The 18025-nt window shown below is 59.9% G+C and carries 10 protein-coding genes; 5 read left to right on the top strand and 5 right to left on the bottom strand.

All coding sequences use genetic code 11. The features are described from left to right. Window positions 1-9 precede the first annotated feature (9 nt). Both MUN80_RS17655 and MUN80_RS17650 read right to left on the bottom strand, forming a co-directional pair. Complete coding sequence (locus MUN80_RS17655; protein ID WP_244714787.1) at window positions 10-861, bottom strand: tetratricopeptide repeat protein; 852 nt, start codon at window positions 859-861, stop codon at window positions 10-12. Window positions 862-972: 111 nt separating this feature from the next. Beyond that, on the bottom strand, window positions 973-3726 hold the full coding sequence (locus MUN80_RS17650) for a DNA gyrase/topoisomerase IV subunit A (RefSeq protein WP_375373989.1): 2754 nt from the start codon (window positions 3724-3726) through the stop codon (window positions 973-975). A gap of 734 nt (window positions 3727-4460) precedes the next feature. On the opposite strand from MUN80_RS17650, the gene MUN80_RS17645 reads away from it, so the two are divergent. Together MUN80_RS17645 and MUN80_RS17640 are read left to right on the top strand one after the other, a co-directional pair. Further along, window positions 4461-7433 (top strand): NIDO-like domain-containing protein, encoded by a 2973-nt coding sequence (locus MUN80_RS17645; protein WP_244714786.1) that lies wholly within the window; start codon window positions 4461-4463, stop codon window positions 7431-7433. 244 nt (window positions 7434-7677) lie between these two features. Continuing rightward, entirely contained in the window at window positions 7678-8592 is a 915-nt protein-coding gene (locus tag MUN80_RS17640; protein ID WP_244714785.1) for a pirin family protein, read from the top strand. Window positions 8593-8735: 143 nt separating this feature from the next. Here MUN80_RS17640 and MUN80_RS17635 read toward each other — a convergent pair whose 3' ends face one another. The 3 genes from MUN80_RS17635 to MUN80_RS17625 all read right to left on the bottom strand — a co-directional run bounded on the left by MUN80_RS17635 (window position 8736) and on the right by MUN80_RS17625 (window position 14114). Continuing rightward, a complete protein-coding gene (locus tag MUN80_RS17635) occupies window positions 8736-8933 on the bottom strand; it encodes a hypothetical protein (protein ID WP_244714784.1) in 198 nt (65 codons plus the stop codon). 328 nt (window positions 8934-9261) lie between these two features. Then, entirely contained in the window at window positions 9262-11823 is a 2562-nt protein-coding gene (locus MUN80_RS17630; RefSeq protein ID WP_244714783.1) for a T9SS type A sorting domain-containing protein, read from the bottom strand. A 365-nt stretch (window positions 11824-12188) separates the two neighbouring features. Further along, complete coding sequence (locus tag MUN80_RS17625; RefSeq protein WP_244714782.1) at window positions 12189-14114, bottom strand: DNA topoisomerase IV subunit B; 1926 nt, start codon at window positions 14112-14114, stop codon at window positions 12189-12191. A 195-nt stretch (window positions 14115-14309) separates the two neighbouring features. Between MUN80_RS17625 and MUN80_RS17620 the strand changes: the two genes are divergently transcribed. The 3 genes from MUN80_RS17620 to MUN80_RS17610 all read left to right on the top strand — a co-directional run bounded on the left by MUN80_RS17620 (window position 14310) and on the right by MUN80_RS17610 (window position 17928). Then, on the top strand, window positions 14310-15503 hold the full coding sequence (locus MUN80_RS17620) for an AI-2E family transporter (RefSeq protein WP_244714781.1): 1194 nt from the start codon (window positions 14310-14312) through the stop codon (window positions 15501-15503). 208 nt (window positions 15504-15711) lie between these two features. Next, entirely contained in the window at window positions 15712-16182 is a 471-nt protein-coding gene (locus tag MUN80_RS17615; RefSeq protein WP_244714780.1) for a ferritin-like domain-containing protein, read from the top strand. A 228-nt stretch (window positions 16183-16410) separates the two neighbouring features. Next, complete coding sequence (locus MUN80_RS17610) at window positions 16411-17928, top strand: exonuclease domain-containing protein (RefSeq protein WP_244714779.1); 1518 nt, start codon at window positions 16411-16413, stop codon at window positions 17926-17928. Window positions 17929-18025: the final 97 nt, after the last annotated feature.

Below are 18025 nucleotides of genomic sequence, written 5' to 3'. Positions count from 1 at the left end.
AGCAGGCGGCTAGAGTGTCTTTTTGACCTTCTGGTGGAGCTGCTTGAGCATTTTCCGGTTGAGCTGAATCAGCATGACACGGCAGCGGCGGCTCATTTCCAGCTCCTCACTCGTGACGGGCGTGAGCTGGGCGGCCTCCTGTAGCACGTTGCTGGCGCGGGTACGCTGGCCCTGGTTGAGGTGCACCCGGGCCAGATCGTAGCAGAACTGAATCTTCTTGGGCTCCAACTCGTGGGCTTTTACCAGGGCTTCAATGGCCTTGGGCGTACTGGCACTGCCAGGCATACCGCCCAGGAAAAACTGGCTGTAGAACTTCTCCAGCGGGTTGTAGTGGTCGACGCGGTAGTGCCAGCGGCCCAGCAACTGCCAGGCATCGGCCCAGTTGGGAGCTTTTTCTACGGCCTTGAAGGTGTAGGGCTTCATTTCCTTGTAGGCTACCAGCCGGCCCCGGGCGCTGAGCAGCGTCGCCTGGTTGACCAGGGCCAGGGCCTCGGCGTAGTTCGACTCAGCTCCTTCCGGCTGCACCACCAACGAGCGGGTCGAATACAGGCGGGCGGCGGCGAAATAAGCGGCTTTTCGGGTTTCGTCGGTGTAGCGGTTGCCGATGTGCACGCTCAGCACGGCGGCCTGCCAGAGCGCCTCGTAGTTGCCGGGAGCCTGCTTAAGCACTTGCTCATACTTGGCCAGGGCCTCCGACTCCTTATACTGCTTCTGCAGCGCCCGGCCCTCGGTAAGCAGCCGGCTGATGTCGGCAGCGCTGGGCTGGCCCAGCGCCCGGGCACCGCTCGACAGCACCGCTCCTGCCGTCAGCAGCAGGAGCAGAAACCATTTGGAAACGTAACGAACCGGGTAAGCGGGCATTGAAAAGATAAGCAACGAACAACGGCGGCCCGGGCTTGGAGCTACCGAATCTGGTCTGGTTCTGCAAGAACACAAAAAGGCCCCGGCTTCTCAACCGGGGCACTTTTTTATTTAAAACAAGCCTAGCTGAGCTTTGGGGCGGCGCAGAATGGCCTGGGCCCGTTCCACGTCTTCACTGGTAACATCCACCGGCCCCGCCATTTCGGGTAGCGGACCAGCTTCCTCCCCTCCACCGGCTCCGGCCGGGCGCGGAATAGTAGCCGGGCCTTTCTTTTTGGCTACCTGCCGACGCTCGGGCTCGGGGCCCTCGTCGGTAGTAAGAGTCACGGTGTGAATCTTGAAGTAGTTGAGCTTGTTGCCCATGGCCTTCCAGCCTTTCACGTCGATAAACTCGTGCAGGTGGAGCTTTTCGGTTTCCTTGTCGGCCTTTTTGTCGCGTTGCAGCTTGATTTCCACCTGGGGTTCGCCAAAGCAGGTAGCACAGAGCAGTTTGGAGCCTTTGGTTTCGGAAATAAAGACGAAGCGCTTCTCCAGGGTGCTGGTTTCAATCTTGAACCGCTTGATGTAGTGCGTCTTGGTTTCACCCTCGGCGTACACGGCGCTGAGCACCGTGTCGGGCTCCAGCTTGCGTAGTAGCACGATGTTGGGCACGTCGAAATGGTGGGCCGGGTCGGGCGACTTAAGCTCGTAAGAACCATCCTTGTAAACCACCAGCACTGTATTATCGGTGTCGAAAGTACCCAGGTAGCGGCCGTGGCCGGCAGTATTGAGGCGGCCCACCACGGAGTCGAAGAAGACCTCCCGGCCACCCAGGGTGGAGTCGCCGAGGCTTTTCTGGGTGATTTTCTTGATGGGCTGCTTGGTCACGATGTTGCCCATGGAGCCCTTGCCCTTGATGGCCAGCTCGGCAAAGTCGAAGTCGAACTGCTTAACCCGGGCCGGGGCCTTGTCCGAAAGCTGGATGCTCACGATTTCCGACTCCGAGTTAGGGTTGGCCGTCAGATACAGCGTCTTCGAGCCTTTGGTGGCCTTGGTCAGGTCGTAGGTTTTGTCGCGGGTGATGCCCGTCACCAGGAAGCGCTTGGCGAAGCTGATGCCCGAGGCGCCGTCCAGGTAAATCATGTTATACACCAACCGGTCGTCGTTCTTGTTGTAGACGCCCACGTGCAGGATGTCCTTGCCCACAAAGGTTTTCTCGGCAATCTTGGTGACCATGAACGTGCCGTCGCGCTTGATGGCAATGATGTCGTCCAGGTCGGAGCAGTCGCACACGAATTCGTCCTTCTTGAGGCCGTAGCCCACGAAGCCGTCCTGACGGTTGACGTAGAGCTTCTGGTTGGCTACGGCTACTTTCTGGGCCGTTACCACGTCGAAGGTGCGCAGCTGGGTTTTCCGCTCCCGGCCCGCGCCGTACTTTTTGAGCAGGCCGTCGAAGTAGGCAATGGCATAGCGGGTGAGGTTGGCCAGGTTGTCGGCTACTTCGGCCAGCTCGGTTTCCAGCTTCTGGATGTACTCGTCGGCCTTGAAGCCGTCGAACTTGGAGATACGCTTGATGCGGATTTCGGTCAGGCGGGTCAGGTCGTCCTCGGTGATGGGGCGGCGCAGCACGATGCGCTGGTCGTCGGCCTTGGCCTTGGAGCCTTGCACGCGCACAAACTTGCTCAGGCCCTTCTCAATCGTGTCGAGAATGTCCTGCCAGGTTTCGCACTCCTCGATTTTGCGGTAGATGCGGTTTTCAATGAAAATCTTCTCCAGCGAGGCCGAGTGCCACTTTTCCTGGAGCTCGTCCTGGCGAATTTCCAGCTCCCGCTCCAGCAGGCGCACCGTTTTCTGGGTGCTCAGGCGTAGCATGTCCTCCACGCCCACAAACCGCGGCTTCTCCTCGATAATCACGCAGGTGTTGGGCGAGATGGAGATTTCGCAGTCGGTGAAGGCGTACAGGGCGTCCATAGTCAAATCCGGCGACACGCCCGTGGGCAGGTGCACCTGGATTTCCACGTCGGCCGCCGTGTTGTCGACCACCTTCTTGATCTTGATTTTATTGGCTTCCGAGGCCTTCACGATGCTTTCCATCAGCGCCGTGGTGGTGGTGCCGTAGGGAATGTCGCGAATGACGAGCATGGTCTTATCAACCTTCTCAATGGTAGCGCGCAGGCGGATTTTGGCCCCGCGCAAACCGCCGTTGTAGTTGGTTACGTCGCAGAGGCCGCCGGTCGGAAAGTCGGGAAATAACTGAATATCCCGGCCCCGGAGCACGTCGATACTGGCCTTGCACAACTCGCGGAAGTTGTGGGGCATAATCTTGGTGCTCAAGCCCACGGCAATACCTTCTACGCCCTGGGCCAGCAGCAGCGGAAACTTCACTGGCAGCGTGGTCGGCTCGCGCTTGCGGCCGTCGTAGCTCATCTGCCACTCGGTGATGTCGGGGTTGAAGACCACGTCGAGGGCAAACTTGCTGAGGCGGGCTTCGATGTAACGTGGCGCGGCCGCCCCGTCGCCGGTACGGATATCACCCCAGTTGCCCTGGGTTTCGATCAGCAGATCCTTCTGACCCAGGTTGACCATAGCATCCCCAATCGACGCGTCGCCGTGGGGGTGGTACTGCATGGTCTGGCCGATGACGTTGGCGACTTTGTTGAAGCGGCCGTCATCCATTTCCTTCATGGCGTGCAGAATGCGGCGCTGCACGGGCTTGAGGCCGTCCTCAATGGCGGGCACCGCCCGCTCCAGAATTACGTAGGAAGCGTAGTCCAGAAACCAGTTCTGGTACATACCGGCCACGGTGGCCACGTCGTGAATCGTTTCGCCGGGGGCAAACTTGGGCTCCTCCTCGGTTTCCTCCGTCACGGGGGTGGGCTCGGTCACGGCCTGCACATCGTCGGCCGACTCAGCCAGCAGCAGCTCGCCGGTTTCACTAACGACGAATTCGGGGGCTTCCTCGCCGGCGGCATCGTCGGCATCCTCGGGCGTGGCGGACCCAAACTCAAAGGAGTCGCCGGCGCCAAACAGGTTGGGCTGCTCTTCGGAATTGGGGTCTTGGGGGTTCTTCTCTTCTGACACGGTGGGGTGTGGCGCTTGCCACGATTTATGTTCTTGTACCTCTCTCCCGGCCTGGGGAGCCGGAAGGCTTTTCACGCAACAAACCCGCCCGAAAAAGGGTGCGGGCACTCAAACTGTACGCTTTATCTCATGGTGGTAGAATGAAGGCAACGATGAAACCAGCAGCGCCTCAAGCCGCCACCGCGGAACCTAGGAATATCAAAAGTACCGTTAGCGGCGCAGAACGCAATATTTCCAAGGCGCAGAGCGTGCATAAAGTTCCTAATTTTATTAGCTAAAGGCAAATCTACAGGTAAGAATAACATCTATAAATCCTTACAAATAACGACTAATCAAGCTTTCATCTGATCTAACAAAGCTAACCACAGTAGTTTTTACAAACCATACGAGACGCCTTTGTTGCGCTGGTTCTAGTTTGGCTGACCACGCAAGCTCAGCGGCGGCACCCGGTGGGTTATTGGATTTCCAAAAGATTATCTGGACCGGTATAGTTACTGTATATATATTTATCTATTCTTCTATTCTTATTTACTGTCGCCATGCCTAAATCCGTACACTGCTTAATTATCAAACCGTTACAGCTGCTATCCTTGCTGGCAGTACTCGGCGGCTTATTACCCGGCTTGGCCCGGGCCCAGCAGCTCCCGACCCGGGCCTATGCCTTTGCCGCCAGCACTGCGCCCTACCAGGACCTGACCAACATCAGCGGGTTTGCGCAGGATATTATGCAGGATAACAACGTTTCGCGGCCCTACCCCATCGGCTTTGCTTTTTCCTATGAAGGCGGTACCTATTCCCAGTTCATTGTATCATCCGACGGCTGGCTTAGCCTGAGTAGTATTTCGAGTAATAATCCGGCTGCCAACAACCTGGATAATACCAATGGGGGCTTACCACTGCCCTTACTGGCGCCATTCTGGGATGACCTGGATATTACCATCAGCAGCTCGGCTCAATACGCAACGCTAGGCACGGCTCCCAACCGGGAGTTTGTGATGGAGTGGCGCAACTGGGGCTGGCCCAGCAACCGGCCCAACCAGCCCAGCTCGATTATCTCCTTTCAGGTGCGGCTTTTCGAGGCCACCGGCGCGGTGCAGTACAGCTACCGGCAGGGCAACGGGGTGCCCGGGCCAGCCAACCAGCTGTCGGCCTCTATTGGCCTGACCGGCAGCGGCGGGTTTCTGTCGCTCAGCGACGCCTCGGCAGCTCCCGCGGTCAGCAGCACCGTATCGACTAATACTATTGCGCAGCGCCCCGCTACGGGCCAGGTATATACTTTTACTCCCCCTGCTTCCTGCCCCCGGGCTACCAACCTCGCCGCTACGGCAACTTCCGCAACTACGGCCAGTGTGAGCTTTGTACCGGCCTCCGGCAACAGCAGCTACGTGGTAAATTACACGGATGTGGCTACGGGCCAGCCCCAGACGGCCACCGGCACGGCTTCGCCCGTCCTGCTTACTGGCCTGACTCCCAACACCCTCTACCAGATTTACCTGGTTAGCACCTGCACCAGCGGCTCGTCCTCGACCTTTACCGACCCTATCTACCTGACGACGCCTCCCGTGCCCAACACAACCGTTACCTGGACCGGGACGGTAAGTACAGCCTGGGACGTGGCGGGCAACTGGAGCACCGGCTCGGTACCCACCCTTACCACCGATGTGCTTATCCCGGCCGTAGCTCGGCAGCCCGTGGTAAGCGGCCCCCAAACGGCCGGCGCTGTAACGCTGCAAACTGGCGCCACGCTGAGCTTGGCTACAAGCAGTGCTGCCCCGGCCACCCGGCTCACCACCAGCGGTACGGTGCTCCTACCCAGCGGCAGTACCCTGGTTCAAGCAGCCGGCACGACACTTTTGGTGGGCGGCGACCTGACCAACAACGGCGCGACGCTCACACTAGCCCTTACCAGCACGGTACTGTTTGAGGAAGGCCAGCACGCGGTAAATGGCTCAGCGGCCACTAGCCTACCTAACTTGACGCTGGGGGAATTGACGGCGCAAAGTCAGGTGGATATTGCCGCGCCGGTGAGCGTGCAGCGGCTGCTCAAAGTCAGCCAGAGCAGTGAGGTGCAGGTGGCGGCCGGCGGCTCGTTGCGGCTGCTGAGCACGGCTCAGGTGGTGCGCGACGCCGACAGCTTCGTGAATGGTGCCGTAACGGCCGAACGGCAGCTGTCCGGCGCGGGGCGGCACTACTACGCGGCCCCGGTGCGCACGGCCACTTTCAGCCAGTTGGCCGCCCTGGGCTTTACACCGGTGGTAAATCCGGCGTACAATACCAGCACCACGCCGGTGACGCCCCTACCCACGGTATTCAGCTACGACCAAAGTCGCATTAGCTCCAATGTGGATGGCTTCGCCGATTTCGAGCGGGGCTTTGCCTCGCCGTCCGCCCTGACCGACGCCTTTGTAGCCGGCCAGGGCTACCGCCTCGATGCCTCAGGGCCGGCCACAGTGGCCGTTACCGGGCCGCTGAACTTCACGACCGTCACCCGCAGTGGCCTCACCCGGGCTACCTTGCCGCAGTCGGGCTACCATTTGCTGGGCAACCCCTTCGCCGCCGCCCTCGACTGGAACGTGGTAACCGCTGCTGCCACGACGACCGGTCTCGACGCGGCCGTATATGTGTACCAGCCCACGGGGCCGGGGGCCGGGACCTATCAGAGCTACGTGAACGGCGTGGGTGGTCCCCGCTACCTGCTGCCGGGCCAGGGCTTTTTCGTGCGGGTCAGCGCGGCCAGCACCCCGGCCAGCGTGGCTTTTACCCAAGCTACCCGCCTTTCCGAGTACTACGACCCGGCCAACCCGCCGGCGGCCGCGGCCGAAACCCGGCCCCTGGTGCAACTAACGCTGGCCGGGGCCACCGGGGCCACCGATAACGCCACGGTGTACTTTCAGGCGGGCGCCTCGACCGGCTTCGACCGGGCCTTCGACGCCCACAAGCTCCCGACCAGTGGGGTGCCCTACCTAGCCTTGGCCGGTCCTGAGCCATTGGCCATCAGCGGCCTACCCGCCTTGGGTACCGCCGAGGTGACTCTACCCCTCGACGTACGCGGCACGGGCGCGGGCACCTATACCCTTACGGCCACTCAACGCCTGAATCTGCCCGCCGACACCTACCTCTACCTGCTCGACGTTATTACCGGCAGCGCCCAGGACCTGGCGCAGCAGCCCACGTATTCTTTCCAGCTCAGCACGGCAGCTGTGCAACGCTTTTCCCTGCTCTTCACCCGCAGCCGGATTCTGCGAACCTCCCCGGCCAGCTTGAGCCAACAGATAGCGCTGTATCCCAACCCGGCCCAGGGCGTGGTCCAGCTGGCAGTGCCGGCCGAGCTGCACCGGCCCCCTTTGGTTGCCACATTGCTTGGCTCCCTGGGTCAAGTAGTACGCATTTTTGAACTGGGCGCGGCCACCGGCCCGCGCAACCTGGATCTGACGGGCGTCGCCCCGGGCCTGTACAGCCTGCGCCTAACCACTCCCCAGGGCACCGTGACCAAGCGCCTGGTCGTGGAGTAGTGGTACCTTGGGTGCTCGGTTCAGTAACCCAAACTGCCTCCTTGACCCTGGCAAGGCCGAGGGGGCCGTTCGGGTTTAATTAGGCCAGCAGGTGGTTTTTCCTGTTTAGTTTTCTCAACAGACTAAGCCTGCCCGGAGACTATTTTATGCGCAACCCCGACTGAATTGCCCAGAATTTGGCCGAAGAGACCCATATTTAAGCCCTGCTGCCACCCTTTTGTCTTCCACCTTTTGGCCTTCTCTCATGCTCGACCTAGTTATTAATGCCCGCCAGGCTTCCATCAGCGCCGGCTTCGATGTGAAGCGGATTCTGCCCTTTCGGGAGCGGCGCATGGTAGGTCCGTTCGTGTTTATGGACCATGCCGGCCCCGTCAGCGTGCCAGCTTCCCAGCTGCAAAGCCTGGATGTGCTGCCCCACCCCCACATCGGCCTGAGCACGGTCAGTTACCTGTTTGGGGGCCAGGTGATGCACCGCGACAGTCTGGGCGTGGAGCAGATCATCCGGCCGGGCGAGGTCAACTGGATGACGGCGGGCAGCGGCATTGCCCACTCCGAGCGGTTTGAGGACCCGGCCACGCTGGCCGGCGGGCAGCTGGAAATGATTCAGACCTGGGTAGCGTTGCCCGAAGCCGACGAGGAAACGGCCCCGAGCTTTACCAACTACCAGCCCCAGGAACTGCCCATCTTCACCGAGCCCGGCGTGTGGATGCGCCTGATTGCCGGCGACGCCTACGGCCTGCGCAACGACGTCCGGACTCACTCGCCCTTGTTTTACCTGCACGTGGTGCTGCAGCCCGGTACCCGCTTCGGCCTGCCCCAGGGCTACCAGGAGCGCGGGGCGTACGTGGCCAAGGGACAGATTGAGGTAGCCGGCCACTTCTACTCGGCCGGGCAACTGCTGGTCTTCACGCCGGGTCAGGACCCGGTCATCATTGCCCGCGAAGCCACCACGCTGATGCTGCTGGGCGGTGAACAGCTCGGGCCGCGCTTTATCTGGTGGAATTTCGTGTCATCGCGCAAGGAGCGAATCGAGCAGGCCAAGGCCGACTGGGCCGCGGGCCGCATTGCTCTGCCGCCTACCGACAACCACGATTTTATTCCTCTGCCCCAGGATAAGTCGCGGCCGGCGTCCTCGGCGGCTCCTGAGCCCCTGTCGTAGTTGGGCGGGCTGCGCAGGCGGGTGGCAGGCAGTAGCCATCTGATTTCGGCGCCGGCCGACGCGGAAACCAAATGAGCCGCTTTCAGGAAGCTGAAAGCGGCTCATTTGGTTTGGTTCGGGATGAGGATTTTACTCAGTTGGTGCTACTGGCCCCAGCCGAAGGAAAACGTCGGGCGGCTGCCCTGCGAGTTCCCGGCTTTGAGGTGACGGCTGGCCAGCAGCAGGCCCAGAAGTACCAGGAGCAAGAGCCAGCCCATTGCCCGCTGCCGCCAGGGCGAGGCAGTGGAGGTGCCGGAGTGGCGGGAGGTGCCCGCGCCGTAAGAGGGTAGTGTTGATGCCATAGGGTTGAGGTAGGAAAGAGCGAGGACCTGCGCAGCGCAGGACGTACTACAAAGAACGAATCTGCATGTATACGGCGGTATCGCATAAAGATGTAGCCGCCTTAGACGAAGCCCGGAAATATGGCGTCGAAACCGGGCTATGACGACGACGAACCTCCACGGCTGGCTAGGGTGCTGCGCATCTACTATATTTCAACCTACGCCGCCTATCAAGCCCGCCCTGGGCCTGACGCGCGGCCCCTGCCGGTGCGCCCGATTAGCAAACCGCCCCACCCGGCTCAGGCCAGGTGGGGCGGTTTTGTGTAGGAGAAAAAGAGGAAAGGAACCCTTATTGGACGACCAAACGAGTGGTCTGGGTGCCGCTGCGCACCACATACACGCCGGTCCGCAGGGTAGCGGGCAACTGTAGCCGAGCCGTGCCGGTGGCATCGGCCGTGGTGGTGAGCACCGGGCGACCCAGCACGTCGAGCACCTGCACCAGGGTCTGAGGCCGGGCCCCGCTCAGGGTGGCGGCTGTGTGGACCGGGTTGGGGTAGAGCGCCAGTGGGGCAGAATCGGAAGATTTGGCCATGGCCAGCGTGGGCGAAGCTGGCACGTAGCTAGCTATATTACTGGCCGCCAGGCCGCCGGCTGTAAGAAATGCTCCGCCCACGTACAACGTATTGCCGCTGCTGGCCAGCGCCGCAACACTATAATTGGTTCCGTTGGTGGCACCGGTACCCAGGCTGCTCCAGTTGGTACCGTCCCACCTGGCCACCCAGTTGGCGGGCTGGCCACCGGCTATGGAAAAGTCGCCCCCGGCGTAAAGAGTGTTGCCGCTTACGGCTAATGAAAATATGGGCCCAGCACCCTGGGTACCGCCGCTGGTACCGGTGCCCAGATTACTCCACTGGGTACCGTCCCAGTGAGCCACAGATGTCGTCGACAAGGTTCCGACCGTGGTAAACCGGCCACCGACATACACTCCCGTACTGCTAGCGGCCAAGGCATTCACGGTGCCGGTGACGCCCGCGCCCAGGCTGCTCCAGCTGGTGCCATCCCACTTAGCTACCTTGCTGACGGGCTGACCACCGGCCCTGGTAAAGTCGCCCCCGACGTAGAAGGTGGTACCGCTTACGGCCAGGGCGAACACCCTACCATCAACGCCGCCGCCTACCCTGCTCCATTGCGTACCATTCCACTGGGCTAGATAGGCGACATCTTGGCCACCGGCCGTCTCGAACTGACCGCCCACGTAAACCGTACTACCGCTCACGACCAGCGAGAATACCGTACCGCCGACGCCGTTGGCGGCACCCGTACCCAGGCTGCTCCAGTTGGTACCGTCCCACTTGGCCACCCGGTTGGCCGTTACACCGCCCGCACGAGTAAAGTGTCCCCCCGCATATAGGGTGGTGCCACTCACGGCCAGGGAAGTGACGCCAAAGTTCATGCCCGAGCCCAGGCTGCTCCAGCGGGTGCCGTCCCATTTCGCTACCCGATTGGCCTCGACCTCACCGGCCTGGGTGAAGTTACCGGCCACGTACACATTCGTACCGCTGACGGCCAGGGCGGTGACAGTACTATTTACCCCGTTTGGAGTGCCAGGCCCCACGCTGCTCCAGGACGTGCCGTTCCATCGGGCTACGTAATTGGCCATGGCCCCGCCCGCGGTAGTGAATAAGCCACCGACCACCAGCGTGTTATTGCTAACGGCCAAGGCCCGTACTTGCTCATTGACAGCACTGGCCGTACCAGTGTTCAGACTGCTCCAACTAGTGCCGTCCCACTGGGCAATCTGCTGGGTGCCAGCCACGCCGGTGCCGGTGAAGAACCCACCCACAAAGAGCCGGTTCCCAGCCAGGGCCAGGGCCCGTACACCATTATTGACGCCATAGCCACCCAGGTTGCTCCACTGCGTGCCGTCCCATTTGGCTAACCGGCTGGCATCAGCTCCACCGGCCTTGGTAAAGTCACCGCCCAGATACACAGTGTTGCCATCCACAGCCAGGGCATGCACCCAATCACTGACGCCGTTAGCCGTGCCCGTGCCCAGGCTGCTCCAGCTAGTGCCGTCCCACTTAGCCACGCGGTTGGCCGTACTACCACCAGCGGTGGTAAACTGCCCGCCCACGTAGACTGAGGTACCGCTCACGGCAATGGCCTGGACGATATTTCCCACTCCGTTGGCCGTGCCGGTTCCTAGACTGCTCCAACTGGTGCCGTCCCACTTAGCCACGCGGTTAGCCGTAATCCCTCCGGCAGTCGTAAACTGCCCACCCACGTAGAGTATGCCCCCGCTGACGGTTAGGGCAAAGACGTTGCTATTGACACCGTTGGTGGTGCCCGTACCCAGGCTGCTCCACTGTGTACCATCCCACTGGGCCACGTAGTTGGTTGATACGCTGCCAGCGGAGGTAAAATAGCCGCCTGCGTAGAGGATGTTGCCGTTAACGGCCAGTGCATTAACTGGCCCCCCAACGCCGTTGGCCAAGCCGCTCCACTGCGTGCCGTCCCATTTGGCTACGAAGTTGGCCGGCACGCCGCCTGCCATGGTGAAGCGCCCGCCCACGTAGATGGTGCTGCCGCTCACGGCCACGGCATCAACAAAGCTGATAGTGCCATTCTGTTGGCCCGGAGCAGCGCCTCCCAGGGGGCTCCACTCCGAAGCACCGGGGCGCAATACGGGCTGGCCATTCTGCCCGTAGCTGAGTTGGTAGCCCTTGGCATCGAAGGAGCCCTGGGCACCAGAACGCAGGGTGCCGTCGGCGTTCAGCACCGTGCTGATGGCTGGTGCCTGGGTCCACCCCAGCCGAGGCAGCGCCAGCAGTGCCAGCAGAAGAAGTAGGAAAAACGGGAGAGCCTGGTGGCTCCGTGGCCGCCAGGTAGCAGTTAGGTAGACGTGTAGCATAGGTGAAAAAAGAAATTAAGTAAACAAGAATTAAAAGAGTATTTCTGTAGCAGAGAGGCAGGCGACAAGCCCTGAGGCAGCCTGAATTCCGAGCTAAAGTAAGCGGATAATTCAGCCATACTATAGGACACAACCATGTTTCGGCTGGCTTACCTTAAAGCTGGCCCCTACAGCCCAGTACCACGCAAAAAAACCCCTTACCAGGTATTGGCAAGGGGTTTTGCGTGGTACTGAGCCAGAATGGGGTCAGAATATCTTATCATTAAGTTGAACCCATAGGCAGGTACTGCCTTCCGTGGCTCTCGGCTACTACAGTGCCCCTGGGCCGGGGCGCGACGGGAATGCTGCCAATTGGTAAGAGCTTTTTAGGCAAAGGCCAGGTCTTCCTCGGCTACTTCGCTCACGGGCAGCACGTCGGAGGTCACCAAGTCTTTCTCCAGGCGCAGGTTGTCGATGATAAATTCCTGGCGGGCCGGGGTGTTCTTGCCCATATAGTAGGTCAAGACCTGCTGAATGGAGCGGTCCGACTGCAGAATCACGGGCTCGAGCTTGATGTTGTCGCCGATGAACTTGCCGAACTCGTCGGGGCTGATTTCGCCCAGGCCCTTGAAGCGGGTGATTTCGGGGTTGCGGCCCAGCTTGCGCATGGCTTCCTGCTTTTCCTGCTCGTTGTAGCAGTAAATGGTGGTCTTCTTGTTGCGCACCCGGAACAGCGGAGTTTCCAGAATAAAGACGTGGCCATTACGCACCAGGTCGGGGAAGAACTGCAGGAAGAACGTCAGCAGCAGCAGGCGGATGTGCATCCCGTCTACGTCGGCGTCGGTGGCAATAACCACGCGGTTGTAGCGCAGTCCCTCGATGCCCTCCTCGATGTTGAGGGCGTGCTGCAAGAGATTCAGCTCCTCGTTTTCGTAGACAATTTTCTTTTTGAGCCCGAAGCAGTTCAGAGGCTTACCGCGCAAGCTGAATACGGCTTCCGTTTCCACGTTGCGGCTCTTGGTAATGGAGCCTGAGGCCGAGTCGCCCTCGGTGATGAAGAGCGTGGTCAGGGCCTCACTTTCCTGCTTGCCCTCACCCAGGTGGAAGCGGCAGTCGCGCAGCTTGCGGTTGTGCAGGTTGGCTTTCTTGGCGCGCTGGTTGGCCAGCTTTTTCACGCCTGCCATGTCCTTGCGCTCCCGCTCACTCTGCTCGATGCGCTTCTTGAGGGCCTCGGCTACGGCCGGGTTCTTGTGCAGGTAGTTGTCGAGGTGCTCCTTGAGGAAGTCGAGGATGTAGCCGCGCACGGTGGGCCCGTCCTCACCCATATTGATGGAGCCCAGCTTGGTTTTGGTCTGGGATTCAAACACGGGCTCCTGGACCCGCACCGAAATGGCCGCCACGATGCTGGCCCGGATATCAGCCGCATCATACTCCTTCTTGTAGTGCTCCCGCACGGTCTTGACCACCGCCTCGCGGAAGGCCGCCAGGTGAGTACCGCCCTGAGTGGTATACTGCCCGTTGACGAAGGAGTAGTACTCCTCGCCGTAGTCGTTGCCGTGGGTCATGGCCACCTCAATGTCGGGCCCCTTGAGGTGGATGATGGGGTAGCGGACCGTCTCGGCGTCGGCTTTGCGGGAAAGCAAGTCGAGCAGGCCGTTTTCGGAGTAGTATTTCTGCCCGTTGAAGTTGATGGTCAGCCCCGCGTTGAGGTAGACGTAGTTCCAGATCTGGTTTTCCAGGTACTCTGGAATGAAGCGGTAGTTTTTGAAGATGGTGTCATCGGGCTGGAACACCATCAGCGTGCCGTTGCGCTGGCTGGTTTTGACCGGCTTAGGGTCCTGCTTGAGGATGCCGCGCTCAAACTCGGCGGCCTTCATCTGGCCCTCGCGCACGCTCTGCACCAGGAAGTAGTTGCTCAGGGCGTTAACCGCCTTGGTACCGACCCCGTTTAAGCCTACAGACTTCTGGAAGACTTTCGAGTCGTATTTGCCGCCCGTATTAATCTTACTGACTACATCCACCACCTTGCCCAGCGGAATTCCCCGGCCGTAGTCGCGCACCTGCACCCGGCTGTCGGAAATCTTGATGTCGATAGTGCGGCCGTGGCCCATCACGTGCTCGTCGATGGAGTTGTCGATAACTTCTTTCACCAACACATAGATGCCATCGTCGTAAGCGGAACCGTCGCCGAGCTTACCGATGTACATGCCGGGCCGCAGCCGGATATGCTCGCGCCAGTCCAGAGAGCGGATGCTGTCCTCGGTGTAGCCGTGGTCGGGAATTGCAGCGATGGGTAGTTCTTCGTCAGCCATGGTACTTTTCGCAAATCAAATTTGAGGTAAAATAACGCAGAAAATCGAGGTTTTCCGCGCCTTGTTTTCGCTACTCAAGTTAGCAAAATCGTTCTTCACAACCTACAAATTTGTCACAAGGTTCAGCAATAAGCCCGCCTTTTCGTTTCCAGCCCCCTTTTCACCACTCCCACATTCCCTAATTTTCTTAGCAATATGCTTCCTCCCGTTACCCAACACCATTTGCCGCCTTCCGGCCATAAGCCCCAGCCCGAGGTCAAGCAGCGCCCCATTGTGCAGTTTACCTTCGTGCTGCTGGCCGGGGTGCTGCTGGTGTACTCGCTCCGCGTACTCGACGACGTGCTGCTGCCCCTGGCCTTTGCCGGCGTCTTTACCTTGTTGCTGCTGCCCATCTGCCGGTGGCTCGAAGCCAAGGGCCTGGGGCGGGTCTGGGCTATTATTCTGTGTTTGCTGCTGCTAATCGTGCTTTTTGCGGGTATCGTGCTGGCCTTTGGCTCCCAACTGACCCAGTTCAAGGACGAGATTCCCAAGCTGCAGACCAAAACCGTGGAGTTCTTCAACCAGGCCCAGGAATGGGCCCACCAGCGGTTTGGCTACAAGCCCATGAGTATTGAGGAAGTCAAGGAATCGACGGTCAAGGCCCTGAAAAAGTCGGGTGGCACCTACCTGGGCACCACCCTGAACACCACCACCAATGCCCTGAGCAACTTGGCCCAGGTCCTGATTTACATTTTCTGCTTGCTGCTCTACCGGGACCATCTGCGCCAGTTCATGTTCCGCTTCGTGGCCCCTGACAAGCGCACCGTGGTGCTGCACACCGTGGACAACATCCAGACCGTGGTGCAGGCCTACATTTCGGGCTTGTTCAAGGTAATTATCATCGTGGCCGTGCTTAATGGCATCGGGCTGCTGGCGCTGGGTGTCAAGTTTGCCATCTTCTTTGCCATTTTCGCCTCGGTGCTGGCCGTTATTCCCTATATCGGCATTATGATTGGGGCCACGGTGCCAGCCATTATTACTCTGGTCGAAACCGGTTCGCCCCTGCACGCAGCCGGTGTCATTGGCGTTTTCGTGTTCGTGCAGTTCTTGGAAGGCAACTTCATTACGCCCATGATTACGGGCTCCCAGGTGAGCATCAATCCGCTGGCCGCCATTCTGGCTCTGATTCTAGGCAATGAGCTCTGGGGCACGCCCGGCATGATTCTGAGCATCCCGATTATGGCCGTTATCAAGGTGGTGCTGGACGCCAACAAAACCACCGAGCCCTGGGGCTTCCTGCTCGGCGACACGGCCGAAGGAGAAGACTCGACCAAGCCCGACAAAGACAAAAACAAAGAGCTCAGCTGGTGGGCTCGGCTGCTGGGCCGCAAACCCAATGCGGCCAACTAGTCCTTGCCCTTACCAGGCACTTTTGCTACCCCGCTGGCTTCGGCCGGCGGGGTATTTTTTTGGCCGGCAGTCTTGGTATCAACCAACGCCACCTAAATTTTATAACATCTTTTTGGTAACCCTACTGTCCGGCTCAGGGTATAAAACCACAGTCGGCCACTTCTGGCTGGCGCCCCGAACCTCTTTCCACCTAAACTTTTCTTGTCTTATGGCAACTATCACCTCGGAAACCGCCCGCGCGTATAACGACCTCGTAGAAATCAACAAAACGGCCGCTAAAGGCTACCAAGAAGCCGCCGAAGGCGTGAGCAGCCCCGATCTGAAGTCGAAGTTCAGCGAGCTCAGCCAGCAGCGCTCCCAGTTCGTATCGCAGCTGACCCAGCAGGCTCAGCAAATCGGCATCAATGCTCAAGATGGCAACACCATTGAAGGTGTAGTCGCCGATGCCGCCGCCGCTGTACACCGCGGCTGGATCAACATCAAATCGGCCATTACGGGCCAGGACGACTCGGCCATTCTGGGCGAGTGTGAAACCGGCGACGCGACGGCCCTTGCCGCCTACGAAACGGCCCTGAAGTCGCAGGAAATTCCAGCTCAGGCCCGCACCGTAATTGAGCAGCAGCACAGCGAAATTCTGTCGGCCAAAAACTGGATTACCCAGCAGAAAGGCCAGCGCTAGGCTTTCCTAGCAAGTTGTATAAAAAAGCCCGCCGGAATCGGCGGGCTTTTTTTGTGGGTGCAAAAGCCGCATTGGCCGACAAATGAATCTTATACCCCAGTGTCTACCCAATCTTAGGCCGGGCGGCGGAGTATCCGGGGCGCAAACTTTGGGGCGTGCAACCTTTGGGAGTGCTATCTTTGTTAGTAATTCTAGCAATACCTTCTCTTACCAGAATCCGCGCCGCATTTGTACGCCATCATTGACCTTGAAACTACCGGCGGGCAGCCTACCCAGGACCGCATTACGGAAGTTGCCATATTTATTCACGACGGCGACAAAGTCGTTGATCAGTACAGTACGCTCGTAAATCCGGGCCGGCCGATCCCCTTCTTTATCACCCAGCTCACTGGCATTACCGACGACATGGTGCGCGACGCACCCAAGTTTCACGAGGTAGCCCGCAAGATTGTCGAGCTGACCGAGGGCTGCGTATTTGTGGCCCACAACGTGCGTTTCGACTACTCCTTCATGAAAAAGGAGTTTGCCGACCTGGGCTATAACTACTCGCGCAAAACCCTGTGCACCGTGCGCCTGAGCCGCTCCCTGATTCCGGGACAGCCGAGCTACAGCCTGGGCAAGCTCTGCCAGAACATCGGCATTCCGCTGGAAGGCCGGCACCGCGCCGCCGGCGACGCTGCCGCTACGGCCATCTTGTTTGACCGCCTGCTCAAAATCAGCCAGCAGGACGAGGCCCTGCGCAACCCGACCGTATCGGCCGCCGACACGCTGGCCTCGGTAGACGCCCTGGCCCCGGCGGGCCGCAGCAAGAAAGCAGCGGCTCCGGCGGCCTCTCCTGCCGGCGTTACGACCAAGCAGCCCAGCCCCCGACGCGTGGCGGCGGTGCAGGAAGCCATTCGCACGGCTTTGCTTCCGCCCAATATTACGCCCGAGAAAGTCGCGTCTTTGCCCCAGGAGGCGGGCGTGTATTACTTTCACAACCAGCAGGGCGAGGTGATCTACGTCGGCAAGAGCATCAACATCTACAAGCGGATTCAGCAGCACTTCGCCGTCGATTATAAGTCGCGCAAGTCGCTGGAGTTCAAGAACAGCATTTCCGACATCACCTGGGAGCTGACCGGCTCGGAGCTGGTGGCCCTGCTCTACGAGTCGGCGGAAATCAAGCGCATGAAGCCGCTCTACAACCGGGCCCAGCGCCGCTCGGTGTTTCCGGCCGGCATCTTTCTGCGCACCGACGAAAACGGCTACAAGCGCCTTTACTACGGCCGCGCCGACGACCACGCCGAGTCCCACCCGCTGATTGCGTTGGGCAACCAGTACAAGGCCAAGGGCTTTCTGTTTCATAAGGTGGCCAAGTTTAATTTGTGCCAGAAGCTCTGCGACCTGTACAAAACCAACGGTTCCTGCTTCGACTACCAGGTGCACCGCTGCAAGGGCGCCTGCCTGGGACTAGAGCCCGCCGAGGAGTACAACAAGCGCGTAGAGGAAGCCATAGAGAGCTTTACCTATGAGCACGGCTCCTTTGTTATTATCGGCAAGGGCCGGCGCGAGGACGAGAAAACCGTGGTAGTCGTGGAGCATGGCCGCTACCTGGGCTTCGGCTACGTGGACGGCGAGTTTTCAGCCCGCAAGCTCAACGATTTCAAGGAAGTCATTACCCGATATAACGACAACAAGGATGTGCAGCAGATCATCCGGCAATATCTGCGCACTAAGCATAAGGATAAAGTCAAGGTATTTAAATAGCCTAACGTTTTAGCAACAGCAAGGCCTGCTTCTTCCGGGAGCAGGCCTTGCTGTGAAAGTAGTTGCATCTTTTACTGTCGAGCCTGGGTTATGATAG

Source organism: Hymenobacter cellulosivorans, assembly GCF_022919135.1.
GTDB classification, from domain to species: Bacteria; Bacteroidota; Bacteroidia; order Cytophagales; family Hymenobacteraceae; genus Hymenobacter; species Hymenobacter cellulosivorans.
The sequence above is the reverse complement of the archived record's forward strand: the minus strand, read 5'-3'. Positions and strand labels throughout refer to the sequence as shown.

Excerpts from the sequence above, each read along its gene's own strand:
- MUN80_RS17615 (WP_244714780.1), top strand. The coding sequence starts at position 15,712 with ATGGCAACTATCACCTCGGAAACCGCCCGCGCGTATAACGACCTCGTA.
- MUN80_RS17630 (WP_244714783.1), bottom strand. The coding sequence starts at position 11,823 with ATGCTACACGTCTACCTAACTGCTACCTGGCGGCCACGGAGCCACCAG.
- MUN80_RS17635 (WP_244714784.1), bottom strand. The coding sequence starts at position 8,933 with ATGGCATCAACACTACCCTCTTACGGCGCGGGCACCTCCCGCCACTCC.
- MUN80_RS17620 (WP_244714781.1), top strand. The coding sequence starts at position 14,310 with ATGCTTCCTCCCGTTACCCAACACCATTTGCCGCCTTCCGGCCATAAG.
- MUN80_RS17625 (WP_244714782.1), bottom strand. The coding sequence starts at position 14,114 with ATGGCTGACGAAGAACTACCCATCGCTGCAATTCCCGACCACGGCTAC.
- MUN80_RS17640 (WP_244714785.1), top strand. The coding sequence starts at position 7,678 with ATGCTCGACCTAGTTATTAATGCCCGCCAGGCTTCCATCAGCGCCGGC.
- MUN80_RS17655 (WP_244714787.1), bottom strand. The coding sequence starts at position 861 with ATGCCCGCTTACCCGGTTCGTTACGTTTCCAAATGGTTTCTGCTCCTG.
- MUN80_RS17645 (WP_244714786.1), top strand. The coding sequence starts at position 4,461 with ATGCCTAAATCCGTACACTGCTTAATTATCAAACCGTTACAGCTGCTA.